Annotated in this window: 19 protein-coding genes; 1 reads left to right on the forward strand and 18 read right to left on the reverse strand. The window is 45.4% G+C overall.

The features are described 5' to 3' along the window. Positions 1-7 precede the first annotated feature (7 nt). From bamB to trmJ, 17 genes are all read right to left on the reverse strand, one after another. Positions 8-1168 carry an outer membrane protein assembly factor BamB gene (gene bamB, locus F7Y48_RS04410; RefSeq protein WP_005391528.1) on the reverse strand — a complete coding sequence of 387 codons (1161 nt, stop codon included), beginning with the start codon at positions 1166-1168 and terminating at the stop codon, positions 8-10. 12 nt (positions 1169-1180) lie between these two features. Then, positions 1181-1795 carry a YfgM family protein gene (locus F7Y48_RS04415; protein WP_005391529.1) on the reverse strand — a complete coding sequence of 205 codons (615 nt, stop codon included), beginning with the start codon at positions 1793-1795 and terminating at the stop codon, positions 1181-1183. A 126-nt stretch (positions 1796-1921) separates the two neighbouring features. Next, positions 1922-3190: a histidine--tRNA ligase gene (hisS, locus tag F7Y48_RS04420; protein ID WP_006741882.1), complete on the reverse strand. Its 1269-nt coding sequence runs from the start codon at positions 3188-3190 to the stop codon at positions 1922-1924. 26 nt (positions 3191-3216) lie between these two features. Then, the gene (gene ispG, locus F7Y48_RS04425) at positions 3217-4335 is read right to left on the reverse strand and encodes a flavodoxin-dependent (E)-4-hydroxy-3-methylbut-2-enyl-diphosphate synthase (protein ID WP_005391537.1); all 1119 of its coding nucleotides are present in this window, start codon (positions 4333-4335) and stop codon (positions 3217-3219) included. A gap of 6 nt (positions 4336-4341) precedes the next feature. Further along, on the reverse strand, positions 4342-5292 hold the full coding sequence (gene rodZ, locus F7Y48_RS04430; RefSeq protein ID WP_046874337.1) for a cytoskeleton protein RodZ: 951 nt from the start codon (positions 5290-5292) through the stop codon (positions 4342-4344). Positions 5293-5727: 435 nt separating this feature from the next. Further along, on the reverse strand, positions 5728-6855 hold the full coding sequence (locus F7Y48_RS04435) for a bifunctional tRNA (adenosine(37)-C2)-methyltransferase TrmG/ribosomal RNA large subunit methyltransferase RlmN (protein WP_005391540.1): 1128 nt from the start codon (positions 6853-6855) through the stop codon (positions 5728-5730). 376 nt (positions 6856-7231) lie between these two features. Then, positions 7232-7657 (reverse strand): nucleoside-diphosphate kinase, encoded by a 426-nt coding sequence (gene ndk, locus F7Y48_RS04440; RefSeq protein WP_005391542.1) that lies wholly within the window; start codon positions 7655-7657, stop codon positions 7232-7234. A gap of 94 nt (positions 7658-7751) precedes the next feature. Beyond that, a complete protein-coding gene (gene pepB, locus F7Y48_RS04445; protein WP_005391544.1) occupies positions 7752-9050 on the reverse strand; it encodes an aminopeptidase PepB in 1299 nt (432 codons plus the stop codon). Positions 9051-9211: 161 nt separating this feature from the next. Further along, positions 9212-9406 carry a Fe-S cluster assembly protein IscX gene (gene iscX / locus F7Y48_RS04450; protein ID WP_005391546.1) on the reverse strand — a complete coding sequence of 65 codons (195 nt, stop codon included), beginning with the start codon at positions 9404-9406 and terminating at the stop codon, positions 9212-9214. A gap of 44 nt (positions 9407-9450) precedes the next feature. Beyond that, on the reverse strand, positions 9451-9789 hold the full coding sequence (fdx, locus tag F7Y48_RS04455; RefSeq protein WP_005391548.1) for an ISC system 2Fe-2S type ferredoxin: 339 nt from the start codon (positions 9787-9789) through the stop codon (positions 9451-9453). Positions 9790-9802: 13 nt separating this feature from the next. Next, entirely contained in the window at positions 9803-11656 is a 1854-nt protein-coding gene (hscA, locus tag F7Y48_RS04460; RefSeq protein ID WP_046874339.1) for a Fe-S protein assembly chaperone HscA, read from the reverse strand. Between the two features lie 21 nt (positions 11657-11677). Then, positions 11678-12193, reverse strand: coding sequence for a co-chaperone HscB (gene hscB, locus F7Y48_RS04465; protein ID WP_316681674.1), 516 nt, complete (start codon positions 12191-12193; stop codon positions 11678-11680). A gap of 55 nt (positions 12194-12248) precedes the next feature. Beyond that, positions 12249-12572, reverse strand: a complete 324-nt coding sequence (iscA, locus tag F7Y48_RS04470; RefSeq protein ID WP_005391554.1) for an iron-sulfur cluster assembly protein IscA — start codon at positions 12570-12572, stop codon at positions 12249-12251. Between the two features lie 70 nt (positions 12573-12642). Next, positions 12643-13026: a Fe-S cluster assembly scaffold IscU gene (iscU, locus tag F7Y48_RS04475; protein ID WP_005381718.1), complete on the reverse strand. Its 384-nt coding sequence runs from the start codon at positions 13024-13026 to the stop codon at positions 12643-12645. Positions 13027-13064: 38 nt separating this feature from the next. Beyond that, positions 13065-14279 carry an IscS subfamily cysteine desulfurase gene (locus tag F7Y48_RS04480; protein ID WP_005391556.1) on the reverse strand — a complete coding sequence of 405 codons (1215 nt, stop codon included), beginning with the start codon at positions 14277-14279 and terminating at the stop codon, positions 13065-13067. A 28-nt stretch (positions 14280-14307) separates the two neighbouring features. Further along, the gene (gene iscR, locus F7Y48_RS04485; protein WP_005381720.1) at positions 14308-14814 is read right to left on the reverse strand and encodes a Fe-S cluster assembly transcriptional regulator IscR; all 507 of its coding nucleotides are present in this window, start codon (positions 14812-14814) and stop codon (positions 14308-14310) included. Between the two features lie 125 nt (positions 14815-14939). Next, positions 14940-15659, reverse strand: coding sequence for a tRNA (cytosine(32)/uridine(32)-2'-O)-methyltransferase TrmJ (trmJ, locus tag F7Y48_RS04490; protein ID WP_258508365.1), 720 nt, complete (start codon positions 15657-15659; stop codon positions 14940-14942). Between the two features lie 231 nt (positions 15660-15890). On the opposite strand from trmJ, the gene suhB reads away from it, so the two are divergent. Continuing rightward, the gene (suhB, locus tag F7Y48_RS04495; RefSeq protein WP_047010191.1) at positions 15891-16694 is read left to right on the forward strand and encodes an inositol-1-monophosphatase; all 804 of its coding nucleotides are present in this window, start codon (positions 15891-15893) and stop codon (positions 16692-16694) included. Between the two features lie 209 nt (positions 16695-16903). Here suhB and secF read toward each other — a convergent pair whose 3' ends face one another. Beyond that, positions 16904-17851, reverse strand: coding sequence for a protein translocase subunit SecF (gene secF / locus F7Y48_RS04500; RefSeq protein WP_005391572.1), 948 nt, complete (start codon positions 17849-17851; stop codon positions 16904-16906). Between the last annotated feature and the right edge of the window lie 12 nt (positions 17852-17863).

Below are 17863 nucleotides of genomic sequence, written 5' to 3' on the forward strand. Positions count from 1 at the left end.
CACGATATTATTCGTTAATGGTTAGTTTCTTTACATCGCCGTTGCGAGTTGTAATCACATAACCATCCGACAATAACGTCGGGCCAACGGCCAAGCCGCTATCATCGATAAACTGCTGTGCAACAAATTCGCCCGTTGAGCGATCCATCCAGTGAAGGTAACCAAGCGTGTCACCGACAACGAGATAATTGCCGACAATAACTGGCGCTGTAAGTTGTCGGTGCTCAAGCAAGCTGTTTTCCCACAACTCAGTCCCACTTCGTGAATCAACGGCAACAACATGATCTTTTTCCGTTATCACAAAGATGCGGCTACCATCTGTAGAAATGTCTGTTGCAGATGAGTAATTACGCTTCCAAATCGGGTTCGCTGAACGCAAATCAATGGCGATAAGTTGACCATTGTATCCAATGGTGAAAAGAGTACCGCCTAACACAATTGGCGATGAATCAACATCAACCAAACGATCAATTTCTGTCGCGCCTTTTGGCGTACCAACAGGCTGTTGCCAAATCAGCTGACCACGCTCAACGATAGCAGCTGCGAGTCGGCCATTTGCCGTTCCCCAAAATACACCGCCGCCAATTGCAGTCGGAGTACTGTCGCCACGTAAAGTTAGGTTAGGCACTTCTGTACTCAATGCCCAGCGTTGCTCACCAGTACTCTCATTAAGGGCAATCAACATGCCTCGGCTAGTATTGATGATAATAAGGCCTGAGTCTGCAACTGGCTTCGCCAGTACCTCACCACCAACTTTTACACGCCAAACAATTTCACCTGTTTCTTGGTCAAGAGAGATGACTTCACCATTCTCAGAGCCAATGTAAAGGTTTCCGTATGCTGCTGTGATACCACCAGAGAGACGAGCAATTACATCTTCTTCTAGGTCCGTTTGCCAACGTTGTTTACCGTTTTCAGGATCCAGCGCTTTTACTAAGCCATCGCGACTTGCCACGAACAATGTATCATTCGCAAATACAGGGGATAGCTTTGAAAAGTAATGACCAACACCATCGCCAACCGATGTACTCCACTCACTACTGGTTGTAAACTCACTGTCTACCTGAGGTAGCGGCGCCATTACAATGGTATCTTTCTCGCCAGCACAACCGGCAAGAATTCCCATTGTTAACGCCCCTAACAAGGCTTTGTTAAAGACTCTTTTCATCCAATGCGGTCCTTATTTCGCCAGATCGTCCAATTTCATTTGTAGCGTCGGGCTTGCGTCTGCCGCTTGCTGAGCTTCAGTATAAGCAGCATATGCGGCATCTTTGTCACCTTGGCGAATCGCAATATCGCCACGAAGTTCAGCAATACGACCTGTCCATGCTGCATCAGTGACGTTACTTAGCTCTGCCGTTGCAGCGTCGAAGTTACCCATTTCCGTTTCAATGCGCGCAATGCGGTAACTAATCAATGGTAACAGCGCAGCATCTTGAGTGTTGCTTTGCGCCCACTTCAATTGCTCTAATGCAGCAGAAAGATCTTGAGCTTCAACTTGCGCTTTAGCAAGTTGAAGCGCAGCCAATACTGAATATTCTTTTACTTCATTTGACTCAATGAAAGCTTTCACGTCAGCTTGAGCATCAGTACCTTTATCTTGCAAAGCATTCATTGCTGTCGTGTAGCTTTGAGAAGCTGCTTCACTCGCCTGAATCACAGAATCCTGGTAGTAACGCCAGCCAAATAGACCACCTAAGCCAACAACCGCACCGATGATGACGGCTTTGCCGTTTTCCTTCCACCAGTCTTTAATGGCTTCAACTTGTTGTTCTTCAGTATCGTAAAGTTCCACTTCCTGTCCTCTTAAAACATGTAAATGGCAGCTTAGCTGCCATTGTTCCTATTTCGTTTAAAGGCTCCACATTTGGGAGCCTTAGCTTACGAACTAGGATGTAATTTTGTTAGATTACTAAAAGACTTAAATCAGTGCTGCGATCTTTTCTGCAACTTCTGCTTGGTTGTAAGTCTCTTGCTCACCACCGGCCAAGTCTTTCAGCACTACGGTATTATCCGCAACTTCGTTTTCACCCAGAACTAATGCTATAACAGCACCAACTTTGTCTGCACGTTTAAACTGTTTCTTGAAGTTACCGCCACCGAAGTGATTCATCACACGAACGCCAGGGATAGATTCACGAAGCTGCTCTGCTAGCTTCATTCCTGCCATCATGGTGCCTTCGCCTGCTGTTACTACGTAAACATCCACACTGCGACGAACGTCTGTTAGTTCTAGTGTTTCTAGCATCAGAACAAGACGCTCTAGGCCCATTGCAAAGCCAACTGCTGGTGTTGGTTTACCACCTAATTGCTCTACAAGACCATCGTAACGACCACCGCCACAAACGGTGCCTTGAGCACCTAGGCTTTCAGTGATCCATTCAAATACCGTGCGGTTGTAGTAATCCAGACCACGAACTAGACGTTCGTTAACTGTGTATTCGATACCTGCAGCGTCTAAAAGTTCACATAGACCTGCGAAGTGTGCTTTAGATTCTTCACCTAAGTACTCCGAAAGGCGAGGTGCATCACCTAAAATAGCTTGAACGTCAGGATTCTTCGTATCCAGAACACGCAGTGGGTTCGTGTGCATGCGACGCTTACAATCTTCGTCTAGCACATCGATATGTTGCTCAAGGAATGCAACGAGTGCTGTGCGGTAGTCTGCGCGGTCTTCTTGAGAACCGATAGAGTTCAGCTCAAGACGAACATGTTCATTGATACCTAGCTCACGCCATAGTCGAGCCGTCATCATGATAAGCTCTGCATCAACATCTGGACCATTTAGACCAAACACCTCAACACCACACTGGTGGAATTGACGGTAACGACCTTTCTGCGGACGTTCATGGCGGAACATAGGCCCCATGTACCACAGACGCTGTTCGTCACGGTTGATCAGGCTGTTTTGAATACATGAACGTACACAACCCGCCGTACCTTCAGGGCGAAGTGTTAGGCTGTCTCCGTTACGATCATCAAAGGTGTACATTTCTTTTGAAACGACGTCTGTCTCTTCACCAACAGCGCGGCTGAATAGGTTTGTTTCTTCAACGATTGGCATGCGCACTTCGTTATAACCGTATGCGCTAATTACATTTTTCACTGTGTTTTCTAGTTTCTGCCACAGTGGAGACTGAGTTGGGAGGCAATCGTTCATGCCTCGAATTGCTTGAATTGTTTTTGCCACAATACTTACCGTAATTCTCGTTGAGATTAATCTTGTACTTTAACTTCGATGCGGTTTTCGCCATTCATCATGGCTGCTTTCGCACGGATCTTAGCTTCTAGCTGATTCACAAGGTCATCGTTATCAAAGCGTTCTTTCTGGCGTTTACCATCTTCGTAGAATGCGCTCTTCTTGTTACTACCTGCTAGACCTAAGTGAGAAACTTCTGCTTCACCAGGGCCGTTTACCACACAACCGATGATAGACACATCCATTGGCGTGATGATGTCTTCTAAACGCTGCTCAAGTGCGTTCACTGTGCCAATCACATCAAATTCTTGGCGCGAGCAACTTGGGCAAGCAATAAAGTTGATGCCTCGAGAGCGAATGCGCAGAGATTTAAGGATATCGAAACCGACTTTGATTTCTTCAACTGGATCGGCAGCCAAAGAGATACGCAGCGTATCGCCGATCCCTTCAGATAACAGCATACCTAAGCCAACAGATGACTTAACAGCGCCAGCGCGAGCACCGCCCGCTTCTGTAATACCCAAGTGAAGAGGCTGATCGATTTTCTTTGCTAGTAGACGGTATGAATCCACCGCAAGAAAAACGTCTGAAGCTTTCACGCTAACTTTAAATTGGTCAAAGTTAAGACGATCGAGATGATCTACGTGACGCATCGCCGATTCAACCAAAGCTTCTGGCGTTGGTTCACCGTATTTCATCTGTAAATCTTTTTCCAAAGATCCACCGTTGACACCAATACGGATTGGGATGTTTTTATCGCGAGCACAGTCAACAACAGCGCGAATGCGCTCTTCATTGCCGATGTTACCTGGGTTGATACGTAAACAGTCAACACCGTACTCCGCCACTTTCAGCGCGATACGATAGTCGAAATGAATATCAGCCACTAATGGTACAGAAACTTGCTGTTTAATCAGTTTGAAAGCTTCTGCTGCGTCCATGGTAGGTACAGAAACTCGAACGATATCTGCACCGACTTTTTCTAGTGCTCGGATTTGAGCGACTGTCGCTTCTACGTCAGTCGTGCGAGTGTTAGTCATTGACTGTACGGCAATTGGCGCACCATCACCAATTGGCACATCACCCACATAAATACGCGTCGATTTACGACGAATAATTGGAGATTCGTGTTGCATAATTTTTTATAACGGTAGAGTGAATCTAGCTACTTTGCCTGAAGTATACCCAGAAAGGTCGACAGGTTCACTTGCAAATGTCATTGTAACCCCTTCCGGTGCGCCTAATATCACTTTAAACGGCGCTTTTCCGGTAAGTTCTACATCTTGTCCTGGTTTATGAGTACCACTTACCAGCGTTTTACCATTGGTGTCTTTTACTTGAATCCAACAGTCCGCTTTAAACTTCATAGTAAGAAGTGTCATGCCTTCAGGTACGACTGGCGCAGGCTGTTCCTCTTCCGCAGTTTCAATCACGGCAACAGGTTCTTCAGAATCTACGCTTGTTGTATTTTCAGTTTCAGCAAGCAGAGGATCGCTACCCTGCTCGACTGGTACTTCACTCGTTTCAACAACATCATTACTTGTTGAAACAACTTCTTCAGGAGTACTTGCGATTAACTCCTCAGCCGTCATTAAATCGATATCAGCTAACTCTTGCGCTGTGGGCTTCGGCGCTTCAACACTTGAATCCGTAACTTCCTTCGTTAGGCTATTCTCTTGCTGGTTTTGCCACCACCAAGCTGCAGAAATACCAATAATGACCAACCCGATAACCCAAGTCAGGAGCATGATACGGCTATTGTGCTTCTCATCTTTTGTTTTGCGAGAGAAGCTCTGCATTTCAATTTCTTGCTCTTGCGGCTGTACATCTGCTGTCTGCTCTAACGCAGTCAAAACCATCTTCTCATCAAGGCCCACGAACTTCGCGTAAGAACGCAAGTAACCACGCGTAAATGTCGCAACTTGTTGAGACTCAAATCGGTTATTTTCAATATCTTCAATAACAGAAACGCGAAGCCTCAGGCGATCAGCAACTTGCTTTTGACTCATCCCAAGAGATTCGCGTTTGTTTTTCAGTAATGTGCCAGCTTCAATAGAAAGTGGCACTTCATTCGTATTTTCGTGTTCTGTCATAATGGTGGTATTTAATCTGTTTTAGTGGCTAACGTGGTTATGTATTTTCGTTATTGTTCTTAAGCCTCTTTAAAAGATAGCTAGCCTAAACGCGTTAACCAAAATAATAATTTTAAGAAACTCTCAGCGATTTGAGTGTGAATACCCGTTTTGCAAAAATCAGCAAAGCGTATGTGAGAAAATGCTGAGAATTATCGGTGTCATCGTTAATGTCACATATCATGATAAGCGAATGTGTAACGAAGACAAAAACTCTTTACACTCAAACTAACAGATAGCTCAAGCTTTTGTCCAAACTTTGACAAAGGAATTCGAAATTATACCCAAATAACCTCGAGTTGGAGAGTTGTCGTCATAAATCTTGGCAGAAATGCTCTTATCGATAAACAAAATAGCCAGAGCAAATGGCTCTGGCTATTTTTGAATTCCGGTCGTTTATACCGCTTTTACTTCAATGGTATCAGCACCGCGCGACGCTTTTAACATTGCAGTACGTTTAGTTCGGTCAATCACATCACCGACTAACTGACCACACGCTGCATCAATGTCATCGCCACGAGTCTTACGAACCGTTACTGTATGCTCATATTGCATCAATGTTTTTTGGAAGCGATCAATACGTGAGTTACTTGGTTTCTTGTAAGGTGAACCTGGATACGGGTTAAACGGAATCAAGTTAATCTTACATGGTGTGTCTTTCATCAGCTCAGCCAGTTCACGAGCATGGTCCATGTCATCATTCACATGATCAAGAAGTACGTACTCAACCGTTACCTTACCGCGGTTTGCATTCGATGAAGCGATGTAACGACGAACTGATGCTAGGAAATCTTGAATATCCCAACGATCGTTAATTGGCATGATTTCACTACGCAACTTATCGTTTGGCGCATGAAGGGAAATTGCCAACGCGACATCGATTTTGCCTGTCATCTGATCAAGACCAGAAACCACACCTGATGTAGATACAGTCACACGACGTTTTGACAAACCAAAGCCAAGGTCGTCCAGCATTAGCTCTAATGCCGGGATCAAGTTCTTCATGTTTAGAAGCGGTTCACCCATCCCCATCATCACGACGTTAGTAATTGGGCGGCGACCTGTTTCTTTCTCAAGACCAATTTCACGTGCAGCGCGCCACACCTGACCGATGATCTCTGAAACTTTCAAGTTACGGTTAAAGCCTTGCTGTGCGGTTGAGCAGAACTTACATTCCAACGCACAACCTACTTGAGAAGACACACAAAGCGTTGCACGGTCATCTTCTGGAATGTAAACCGTCTCCACATCCTGATCACCAACGTTCATCGCCCACTTGATTGTACCATCAGAAGAGTGCTGAGCTTCTGCTACTGTTGGTGCCTTGATTTCGCACTTGTGTAAAAGCTTTTCGCGCAGCTTCTTGTTAATGTTTGTCATTTTTTCGAAGTCATCTACACCGAAATGGTAGATCCACTTCATAACCTGATCGGCACGAAACGCTTTCTCGCCGAGTTCTTCTGCGAAAAACTGACGCATGCCTTTGCGATCAAAGTCGAGTAGATTGATTTTTTCAGTGGTCATGTTGCCTCTCAATGACTGAAACAAGAATAAGGGCGCGAATTGTACAGCCTTTATGCAGCTACAACAAGGGGTGTAAAACCCTGAGTTTGCTAAGGCATTAAAATCAAAATGATTAAATTTTAAGCACCCCTTGTGCTATAAGTGGCTATTACACTATCAAAAGTAAAAGCGTAGAAATCGTAAAGGGAAAAGACTAAAAATAACTCACGTTACTGGGCTTTAAAGCCCATTATATAGTCAGACTAGTTAGCGTGTAAGAGATCACTTATGCAGTCAACATTGCCCTCAACTTAGGTATATGAAATGAAAAAGCCTCGGAAAGTTCCGAGGCTTTTCTGTATCAGAGCATCACTAACAAGTGAAGTATCACGCCTAATTAGCGAGAGAAAACCTCTGACTCAGGGAAGAAAAACTCAATTTCACGCGCTGCAGATTCAGGGCTATCGGAACCATGAACTGAATTGTGACGCATGCTAAGTGCGTAATCAGCACGCAAAGTGCCGCATGCCGCTTCCTCTGGGTTAGTTTTACCCATCAGCTCACGGTAACGTGCAATCGCATTTTCACCTTCCAGTACCTGAACCATAATAGGACCAGATGTCATGAACTCTTTTAGTGGAGGGAAAAACTCTTTGCCTTCATGCTCTGCATAAAAACCGCTTGCCTGATCTTCAGTCAGGTGAACCATTTTAGCAGCGACAATACGTAGGCCAGCCTTTTCAATACGGTTATAGATTTCACCAATCAGGTTTCGCTCTACCGCATCCGGCTTAATGATTGAAAATGTTCTTTCTAGAGCCATAAAATTTCCTTTCTGTACTTGTAATAATAGTTGTGTTTTTAAAGTGACTTACTGGGTAAGAGCAGCACTCAAACAAGGAGTGCTGAAATCAATCTTATTTACCAGCTTGCTCATTGAGGAAACGAGCAAGTGTACGAACGCCCATACCCGTAGCTCCCGCAGCCCATTTATCAGACGCGGCTTTACGGTATGTACCCGCACAGTCGAAGTGCAACCAGCCTTTTTTGTAGTCTTCTACGAAGTAAGACAAGAATGCTGCTGCTGTGCTTGCACCCGGAGAGTAATCGCCAGAACTGATATTCGATAGGTCAGCAAAGTTTGACGGCAGCATTCCACGGTGGAAGTCAGCAAGTGGTAGCGGCCATAAACCTTCTTTTTCTTGGTTTGCCGCAGTGAGCGCTTGATGCGATAACTCGTCATCGAAACTCATTAATGCGTGATAATCATTACCCAACGCATTCTTCGCCGCACCTGTTAGTGTTGCACAATCAATGATTAACTCAGGCTTTTGCTCACTGGCGTAGATAAGACCATCAGCAAGCACTAAACGACCTTCTGCATCGGTGTTCATGATTTCAACGGTTTTACCGTTTTTGTAGGTGATGATGTCGCCAAGCTTGAGTGCGCGACCAGAAACCATGTTCTCTGCACAACAAAGGATCAGTTTTACACGCTTGTTCAAACCACGAAGAATCGCCAGTGCAAGACCACCGGTGATGGTGCCTGAGCCACCCATGTCTGCTTTCATTGCGCTCATGAAGTTAGAAGGCTTCAAGCTGTAACCACCCGAATCAAAGGTGATACCTTTACCGACAAGACACGCGAATATTGGTGCGTTCTCGTCACCTGTCGGGTTGTAGTCTAGCTGGAGCATCGCAGAAGTACGCTCCGAACCACGGCCTACGGCGTAAATACCTTCCCAACCTTCTGCCAACAAGTCTTTGTCTTTGACGATACGAGCTGTCACTGTGCCTTTAGGCGCAACAGATTTGATGAATTCAGCGGCCATTGTCGCTAGCTGACGAGGGGCAACTTCTTCTGCGGTTTTATTGATGATATCGCGGGTAAAATCAGTCGCGGTAATACGCGCTTGAAGCTCTGCTTGATCTTCTTCAGACAATGCAGACCACTCAACTGAGCCATGTTTTTTGGGGTTACGGTAACCTTGGTGGAAAGCCCAAACGCTCTCTAAATCCCAGTTATCACCGGAAAGAAAAATAGAACGAATTCCTTGGCCATCTAGCTGACGAGCTGCACGTTGAATTGCACCAAGATCGTGACCTTCACCTAAATGAATGGTTGCGCCGTTTTCAGCGAATGAAAGCAGTGCTTTTTCACCCCAATGTGGTGCTGCCGACTCTTGACTTAAAAATACAGACATCTGTGTAGACATGGTTTCTCCTTGTCTTATAGCAGCGTTGCCTACGCTGCTTCTTTTTAATAACTCACGGATGTTAGCATTATGTAGGGCAAAAATGTCAATTGGATAAAAAAACGGACCTAAAGGTCCGCTTTTTTTAGTAAGAATTGTTAACTAGGCTGTGTTTTACAGACTTAGTCTGCTTCATCCATCCAGCACATGATAACGGCTTCCAGAATCTTTTCGTTACAATGGTTTGGGTCATCTTCAAACTCATCTAACTCCATGATCCATTGATGAAGATCGGTAAAACGCACCGTTTGCGGATCAACATCTGGAAACTTGTCACAAAGTTCAATCGCGATATCGCGAGAATCTGTCCATTTCATTGCTCATCTTCCTTTTGCTTCTTCCCTATATTGGGAAGATAGTTTTAGTGATCTTCTGAAGCGTGGTTTAGCGTGTACTTAGGAATTTCTACCACTAAGTCTTCATCAGCAATTTTCGCCTGACACCCTAGACGTGATTCAGGCTCTAGACCCCACGCTTTATCCAGCATGTCGTCTTCCAGCTCTTCACTTTCTTCTAGCGAATCAAAACCTTCACGGATGATCACGTGGCAGGTGGTACAAGCACATGATTTTTCACACGCATGTTCAATACCGATACCATTTTTTAGCGCTACGTCCAGAACGGTTTCACCAGTGTTTGCTTCCAACACTGCGCCTTCTGGGCACAAATCGTCGTGTGGTAATACAATAATCTTAGGCATAACTACTTATCTCTTATATATCGTCTACTGATTGACCTGACAGCGCAGCTCGAATCGATTTATCCATACGGCGCGATGCGAAATCTTGGCTCGCTTTATCGGTATCTTTAATGCCTTGCTCAATCGCATCGGCATCATCACCATTACGCAGCTCAATCAAGGCTTCGATGGCTTTTATCAGGTCTTGTTTCTCTTGTTCTGATAGTAGTTCGTCACCATCAGCTTGCATCGCTGCAATCAAGCCTTCTATCACACGGTCGGCCTCAACACGCTGCTCAGCTAGCGCACGAGCTTGCATGTCTTCTTTAGCGTGAGTCATTGAATCACGCAGCATATCCGCCACTTCATTATCGCTTAACCCGTAAGAAGGTTTTACTTGAATCTCTGACTGAACACCGGTGCTCTTTTCCATTGCCGTAACAGAAAGAAGACCGTCAGCGTCAACTTGGTAAGTCACACGAATATGTGCCGCACCCGCCGCCATCGGTGGAATGCCTTTCAATGAGAAACGAGCCAGCGAACGACAATCATCAACCATTTCACGCTCACCTTGTACCACATGGACACTCATGGCCGTTTGGCCATCTTTGAATGTGGTAAATTCTTGCGCACGCGCAACAGGAATCGTGGTATTGCGAGGGATGATCTTCTCAACCAAACCACCCATGGTTTCAATACCAAGCGACAGTGGGATCACGTCAAGAAGTAACATTTCTGAATCAGGCTTGTTACCCGCTAGAATGTCGGCTTGGATACCCGCGCCGATTGCGACAACTTCATCAGGATTAATGCTTGTTAGCGGTGTGCGGCCAAAAAACTCGCCTACCATTTCACGAACCAGCAATGTGCGTGTTGAACCACCAACCATGACAACTTCGAGTACTTCGTCTGCGTTAACATCAGCATCTTTTAATGCACGACGACAAGACATTAGTGTTTTCTTCACTAATGGGCGAATCAGATCTTCGAACTGCTCACGAGTAACGGTGCCCTTCCAGCCAAACACGTCAACATCAACGCTGTCTTGCTCAGAGAAAGCAATCTTAGTCGCAGTAGCAATGTTCAGTAGCGTACGGTTTTTTTCAGCAGAAAGTGGGGCTTCGAGACCCGCTTGCTCCATTAGGTAATCCGCTAACAGATGGTCAAAGTCATCACCGCCTAAGGCAGAATCGCCACCTGTTGCTAATACTTCAAATACGCCTTTCGATAAACGTAGGATAGAGATATCAAAAGTACCGCCACCTAGATCGTAAACCGCAATCACACCTTCTTGGCCTGAGTCTAGGCCATAAGCAATTGCCGCGGCGGTTGGTTCGTTAAGCAGACGGAGAACATGAAGACCAGCTAATTTCGCGGCGTCTTTCGTACCTGCACGCTGAGCATCATCAAAGTAAGCAGGAACAGTGATCACAACACCCGCTAACTCACCACCTAACGTTTCTTCTGCTCGCTTACCTAGCGCTTTTAGAATGTCCGCAGATACTTCAATCGGGTTTTTGTCACCTTGAGGCGTTTGCAGGATCGGAAGACCATTTTCACTCTCTCTAAAACGATAAGGAAGTGAAGAGTAACGGGACTGAATGTCCTTTAATGAACGACCGATCAAACGTTTTACAGAGATAATAGTGTTCTCTGGTTCAAGCTCTGCTTTGGCTTTGGCTTCGTGGCCAACCGTTAACGTTTCCTCAGTGTAATTAACGACTGAAGGTAAAATAGTACGGCCCTGCTCGTCCGCAAGTGGAGTTGCATCGCCGCTACGTACAGAAGCAACCAAAGAGTTGGTAGTACCTAAGTCGATACCCGCTGCTAACTTATGCTCATGAGGTGCCGAGCTTTGGCCCGGTTCTGCGATTTGAAGTAGTGCCATGATAGGTCCTTGTCACGCTAACTAGCCGAGGAGTTTGTCTTCGACTAGTTCAATTTCGTTCTTTAGTTTGGCAATGAATTTTAGCTTACGAACTCGGTCTGCGGCTTCAGCCCAAAGACCATCATCAAGCTCTTGCTCGACGCTTGCCAGATGCTGTTTGTACATTTTGCTGACCTTAGAATCGAAGTCAAAAAGCGCCGATTCAGGATCGGTGCTGTCAGCAATTTCTTCCAGTTCTTCGCGCAGCTCCATTTGCTCCATTAAGAACATTGGATCTTGCATTGTCTGCTGTTCACCTCGGATCTCAACTCCCTGCTCTGCGAGGATGTACTCGGCACGGGAGATAGGTTTTTTCAGAACTTGATAGGCATCGTTGATTTGCGCTGCCTTTTGCACCGCCATCAAACGGTCACGTTCAGATCCCGTTGCAAAGTTATCCGGGTGGAAGCGTTTTTGTAGTTCTCGGAACTGAGAAGAAAGAAGGCTACCATCCAGCTTAAACTGACTTGGTAGCCCAAATAATTCAAAGTGATTCATTAAGTTCGGGTCCTAGTAAAGCCTTCCGGACTCGCTTGCCCAGAAGGACAATCAATTAGACGTTGAAGCTTTCACCACAACCACATTCACTTTTCGCGTTAGGGTTGTTGAATTCAAAACCTTCATTCAACCCTTCTTTCACGTAATCCAATTCGGTACCGTCTAGGTACACTAAGCTTTTTTTGTCGATGATGATTTTCACTCCAGAGAGTTCAAAAACTTCATCTTCTTCGTTAAGCTCATCAACAAACTCAAGTACATATGCCATGCCTGAACAACCAGTCGTCTTCACTCCAAGACGTAAACCGATACCTTTGCCTCGGTTATCTAGGAATGCTCTTACGCGACTTGCCGCTGATTCTGTCATTGTGATGGCCATACTGCACCTTAGTCTGTCTAAATTTCGATTGGAATGGGAGCGTCAAAGCTCCCATTATATTACGGAATAATTATTCTTGGTGTTTTTTCTTGTAGTCTGCAACCGCTGCTTTGATTGCATCTTCAGCAAGAATTGAACAGTGAACTTTCACTGGTGGAAGCTCTAGCTCTTCAGCAATTTCAGAGTTTTTAATTGCTGCTGCTTCATCAACTGACTTGCCTTTTACCCACTCAGTTACTAGTGAGCTTGATGCGATTGCACTACCACAACCGTATGTTTTGAACTTCGCATCTTCGATGATACCTTCCGGTGTCACTTTGATTTGAAGCTTCATTACGTCACCACAAGCTGGAGCGCCAACCATGCCGCTACCTACTGATGGGTCTTCTTTATCGAATGAACCAACGTTACGTGGGTTCTCGTAGTGATCAATTACTTTTTCGCTGTATGCCATGATAAATTACCTCGAATCCTCTATTTCAATCCCTGAGATTAATGGTGAGCCCATTCAACAGTGCTCAAATCAATCCCTTCTTTGTACATATCCCATAGAGGAGACATGTCGCGTAGCTTAGTCACTGCAACGCGGATTTGTTCAATTGCGTAATCAATTTCTTCTTCAGTCGTGAAACGACCAAACGAGAAACGAACCGAGCTGTGAGCCAATTCATCATCCATGCCTAGGGCACGAAGAACGTAAGAAGGCTCAAGGCTTGCAGACGTACAAGCACTACCAGAAGATACCGCTAGATCTTTAAGCGACATTAGTAGTGATTCACCTTCTACGAATGCGAAGCTGATGTTTAGGTTGTGTGGTACACGTTGCTCAAGGTCACCGTTTACCGTCACTGCTTCTAAGTCTTTCACGCCATCAAAAAGACGGTTACGAAGCGCTAAAGCGTGATCGTAATCTTTTTGCATGTCTTCTTTTGCAATGCGGAATGCTTCACCCATACCAACGATTTGGTGAGTAGGAAGTGTACCAGAACGGAAACCACGCTCATGGCCGCCACCGTGCATTTGCGCTTCAAGACGAATACGAGGCTTACGACGAACGTAAAGTGCACCGATGCCTTTAGGGCCATAAACTTTGTGAGCAGAAAGCGAAATTAGGTCAACTTTCATCTCTTGAACGTCGATTGGTAATTTACCTGCAGATTGCGCTGCATCCACGTGGAAAACAATTTTACGCTCACGACACAATTCGCCGATCGCAGTAATGTCTTGAACCACACCAATCTCGTTGTTTACGTGCATAATAGACACAAGCACTGTGTCATCACGCATTGCCGCTTTAAGCTTCTCTAGATCGATCAAGCCATTTGATTCTGGCTCAAGGTAAGTCACTTCAAAGCCTTCACGCTCAAGTTGACGACATGGGTCAAGAACGGCTTTGTGCTCTGTTTTACAAGTGATTACGTGCTTGCCTTTCTTCGAGTAAAAGTGCGCTGCACCTTTAATAGCAAGGTTGTCTGATTCTGTCGCACCAGATGTAAATACGATTTCGCGAGGATCTGCATTTAGAAGGTCAGCAATTTGCTCACGAGCAGTATCGACCGCTTCTTCTGCCTGCCAGCCGTAACGGTGCGAACGCGACGCTGGGTTGCCAAATGTGCCATCCATTGTCATGTACTGAACCATTTTTTCAGCAACACGTGGATCAACTGGACATGTAGCGGAATAATCAAGATAAATCGGCAGTTTCATTCTCTACTCCAATGTAAAAAGCTGACCGCTAAGAGCGGACGTTTACACCGATGGGCGCGGCGGTTGTATTTTTGTTTGATAGCCCATGGGTTACCGCCAGATCAATGTCCTGACGATCAGAAATTTCGAGGACTTCATTGTCTGTCATCAACTCACCAAGAGTGATGTTATTCAAGAAGTCACTAATGCGAGAGCTTAAGTCGCGCCATAGCGTGTGAGTAAGGCAACGTGTTCCACCTTGGCAATCTCCTTTGCCCTGGCATTTGGTTGCATCGACTGACTCATCAACGGCTGCAATCACGGTACCAATAGCGATACTGTGTGCGTCGGCACCAAGTCGGTAACCACCACCAGGACCACGAACGCTGGCAACGAGACCTGCTTTACGCAATTTTGAAAATAGCTGCTCTAAGTAAGAGAGCGAGATCCCCTGACGCTCTGAGATGTCAGCAAGAGGTACAGGGTTTTGTTGCGAATGCAGTGCCACATCCAGCATGGCTGTCACCGCATATCTTCCTTTAGATGTAAGTTTCATACCACACCGTATCCACATGGTTTGTAATGGTTAAGATTTTTCCATACCTGAGTAATTTGGTCAAGTATTTATTTGACCATTTTACTCAGGTATTCATCCTTACACCTAAAGTGGTTATTATTTATTCAGAACTTCTTTTCTATCGAGGTCAAAATGCCGCGTAGAATATTGAGCTCCTGGGTTTCTGGCCGAGCACGAGAGAACAAGCGACGCAATTTATTCATCACCTGCCCTGGTTGCTCTTTATTGATAAACTGGGTCTCAACCATCACCTTTTCAAGATGCTCGAAGAACATTTCGAGCTCTCTATGACGTGGGTACTCTTCCGGCTCATTTGGGGCAAACTGGCTTTGCTCTAAGTTCAAATGCGCAACTCGTACTTCGTAACTCAGAGTTTGTACGGCCATCGCTAGGTTAAGCGAGCTATATTCAGGGTTAGCAGGAATGCAAACATGGTAGTGACACCTTTGCAGCTCTTCGTTTGTTAGACCAGTTCTTTCACGACCAAACACGAGCGCGACAGGGTGTTTTCTACCCTCAACCGCAAATTTCTCACCACATTCACGTGGCTCAAGCATTGGCCATTCTAATGTACGAGAGCGAGCACTGGAGCCCACCACAAGGCTGCAATCTTCAACCGCTTCCTCTAATGTGCCGACAATCTTTGCATTTTGAGCAATATCACCAGCACCCGCAGCCAAAGCAAGAGTTTGTTTATCCACTTCACATTGTGGATCGACTAATACTAGTTGGCTTAAACCCATCACTTTCATAGCTCGAGCTGCTGAGCCAATATTGCCTGAATGAGAGGTACCTACGAGTACAATTTTTACTTGATCCAACATCTGTGTTTGCTACCTAAATTAAAACCGCAGAATGTTACCATAGTTTTTTAACACACCCTAGGGCGAAGCAGGCCTCTCTTCTCATTCTTGGTCATTGTTCTCGTTCGCCTCAAGCTAAATACAATAAAACCACTGACTTTAGAACAAAAAATAACCACTTCCCTTTTTACTGATCTCTGGTATACTCGCCGCCGCTTTCATTTGTTCTTTAACATCCGTTGGGAAATTCGTATGCATCCAATGCTAAACATTGCTATTCGCGCTGCGCGAAAGGCAGGCAATCATATTGCTAAATCATTAGAAAACACTGATAAAGTAGAATCTACTCTTAAAGGCACTAATGACTTTGTCACTAATGTAGATAAAGAAGCAGAATACATCATCATCGATACTATCAAGCAGTCTTACCCTGAGCACTGTATCGTTGCTGAAGAACAAGGTCTTATCGAAGGTAAAGATAAAGACGTACAATGGATCATCGACCCACTGGATGGCACCACTAACTTTGTAAAAGGTTACCCAACTTTCGCGGTTTCTATCGCAGTTCGTATCAAAGGCAAAACTGAAGTTGCTTGTGTTTACGATCCAATGCAAAACGAGCTATTCACTGCACAACGTGGTGCAGGCGCTCAACTAAACAGTGCGCGTATCCGTGTTGCTCAACTAAAAGACCTTCAAGGTACTGTTCTAGCTACTGGTTTCCCATTCAAACAGAAACAACACGCTGAGTCTTACATCAAGATCGTTGGTGCGCTATTCACTGAATGTGCTGATTTCCGTCGTAGCGGCTCTGCTGCTCTTGACCTATGTTACGTGGCTGCTGGCCGTGTTGATGGTTACTTCGAGCTAGGTCTAAAACCTTGGGATATGGCAGCAGGTGAGCTTATTGCTCGTGAAGCTGGCGCAATCCTAACTGACTTTGCTGGCGGCACTGAGTACATGAAGTCTGGTAACATTGTTGCTTCAAGCGCTCGTGGCGTAAAATCTATCCTTAAGCACATCCGCGAAAACGGTAACAGCGCGATCCTTAAGTAAGATTTGAAAGTCATATTTAGCCCGTCACGCTGATGACTTTAGAAAGCCCCACTCAATGAGCGGGGCTTTTTTGTATCTACTGAACCGTATCTACTTAGCTGTAATGTAAGGCTCTCCATACAGTAAGGTTCTACAAGCATACGGCTCGATTCAGATACAAAAAAACCGCTGATTGCTCAGCGGTTTTTGTTTTCGATTCTCAACCTGCCTTATGGCATTTCGTCGAACTCTGCGCCTTCTTTTTCTACTTGAGGTGGCATCAAGTGCTCTTTCTGGATGCCCAGTTTTAGCGCTAGTGCTGATGCTACGTAGATAGAAGAGTAAGTACCTACAGTGATACCAAGTAGAAGTGCGGTTGCGAAGCCGTGAATCATCGCACCACCCTGCATGAACAGTGCAATTACCACGAACAATGTTGTACCCGAGGTAATCAACGTACGGCTCAATGTTTGGGTGATTGAAGCGTCCATGATATCGGCTGGCTCACCTTTACGCATCTTGCGGAAGTTTTCACGGATACGGTCAAACACAACGATGGTATCGTTGAGCGAGTAACCGACTACCGTTAATAGTGCTGCGACGATGGTTAGGTCAACTTCTATTTGTAGGAATGAGAAAACACCTAACGTGATAATGATATCGTGAGCCAATGCCATAACCGCACCAGCCGCTAGACGCCATTCAAATCGCATCGAGACATAAAGCAGGATACAGATCAGCGACACGAGGATCGCTAGACCGCCAGCTTCTGTTAGCTCATCACCAACGTTAGGACCTACGAATTCAATACGACGCATTTCTACGCTTTCGCCAGTACCATCTTTGATAGCACCAATGATTTGGTTGCCCAGCGTTTCACCAGAAACGTCGTCACGTGGACGAAGACGAACCATTACTTCACGAGCACTACCGAAGTTTTGTACTGTCGCATCACCAAAACCTTTCGCATCTAAAGCGGTTCGGATTTTTTCAAGGTTCGCAGGTTTTTCAAAGCCAACTTCAATTAGCGTACCGCCAGTGAAGTCTAGGCCCCAATTTAGCCACTTAGTTGACAAAGTGAAGATAGAAGCAGCAATCATAAAGATTGAAAAAACGAATGCTACTTTCGACCAACGCATAAAGCCGATCGTCTTCTCTGCTTTTAGAATTTGAAACATATTAATTCCCAG

Origin of the sequence: Vibrio sp. 2-1-2a (genome assembly GCF_032648565.1) — a bacterium.
Taxonomy (GTDB): domain Bacteria; phylum Pseudomonadota; class Gammaproteobacteria; order Enterobacterales; family Vibrionaceae; genus Vibrio; species Vibrio diabolicus.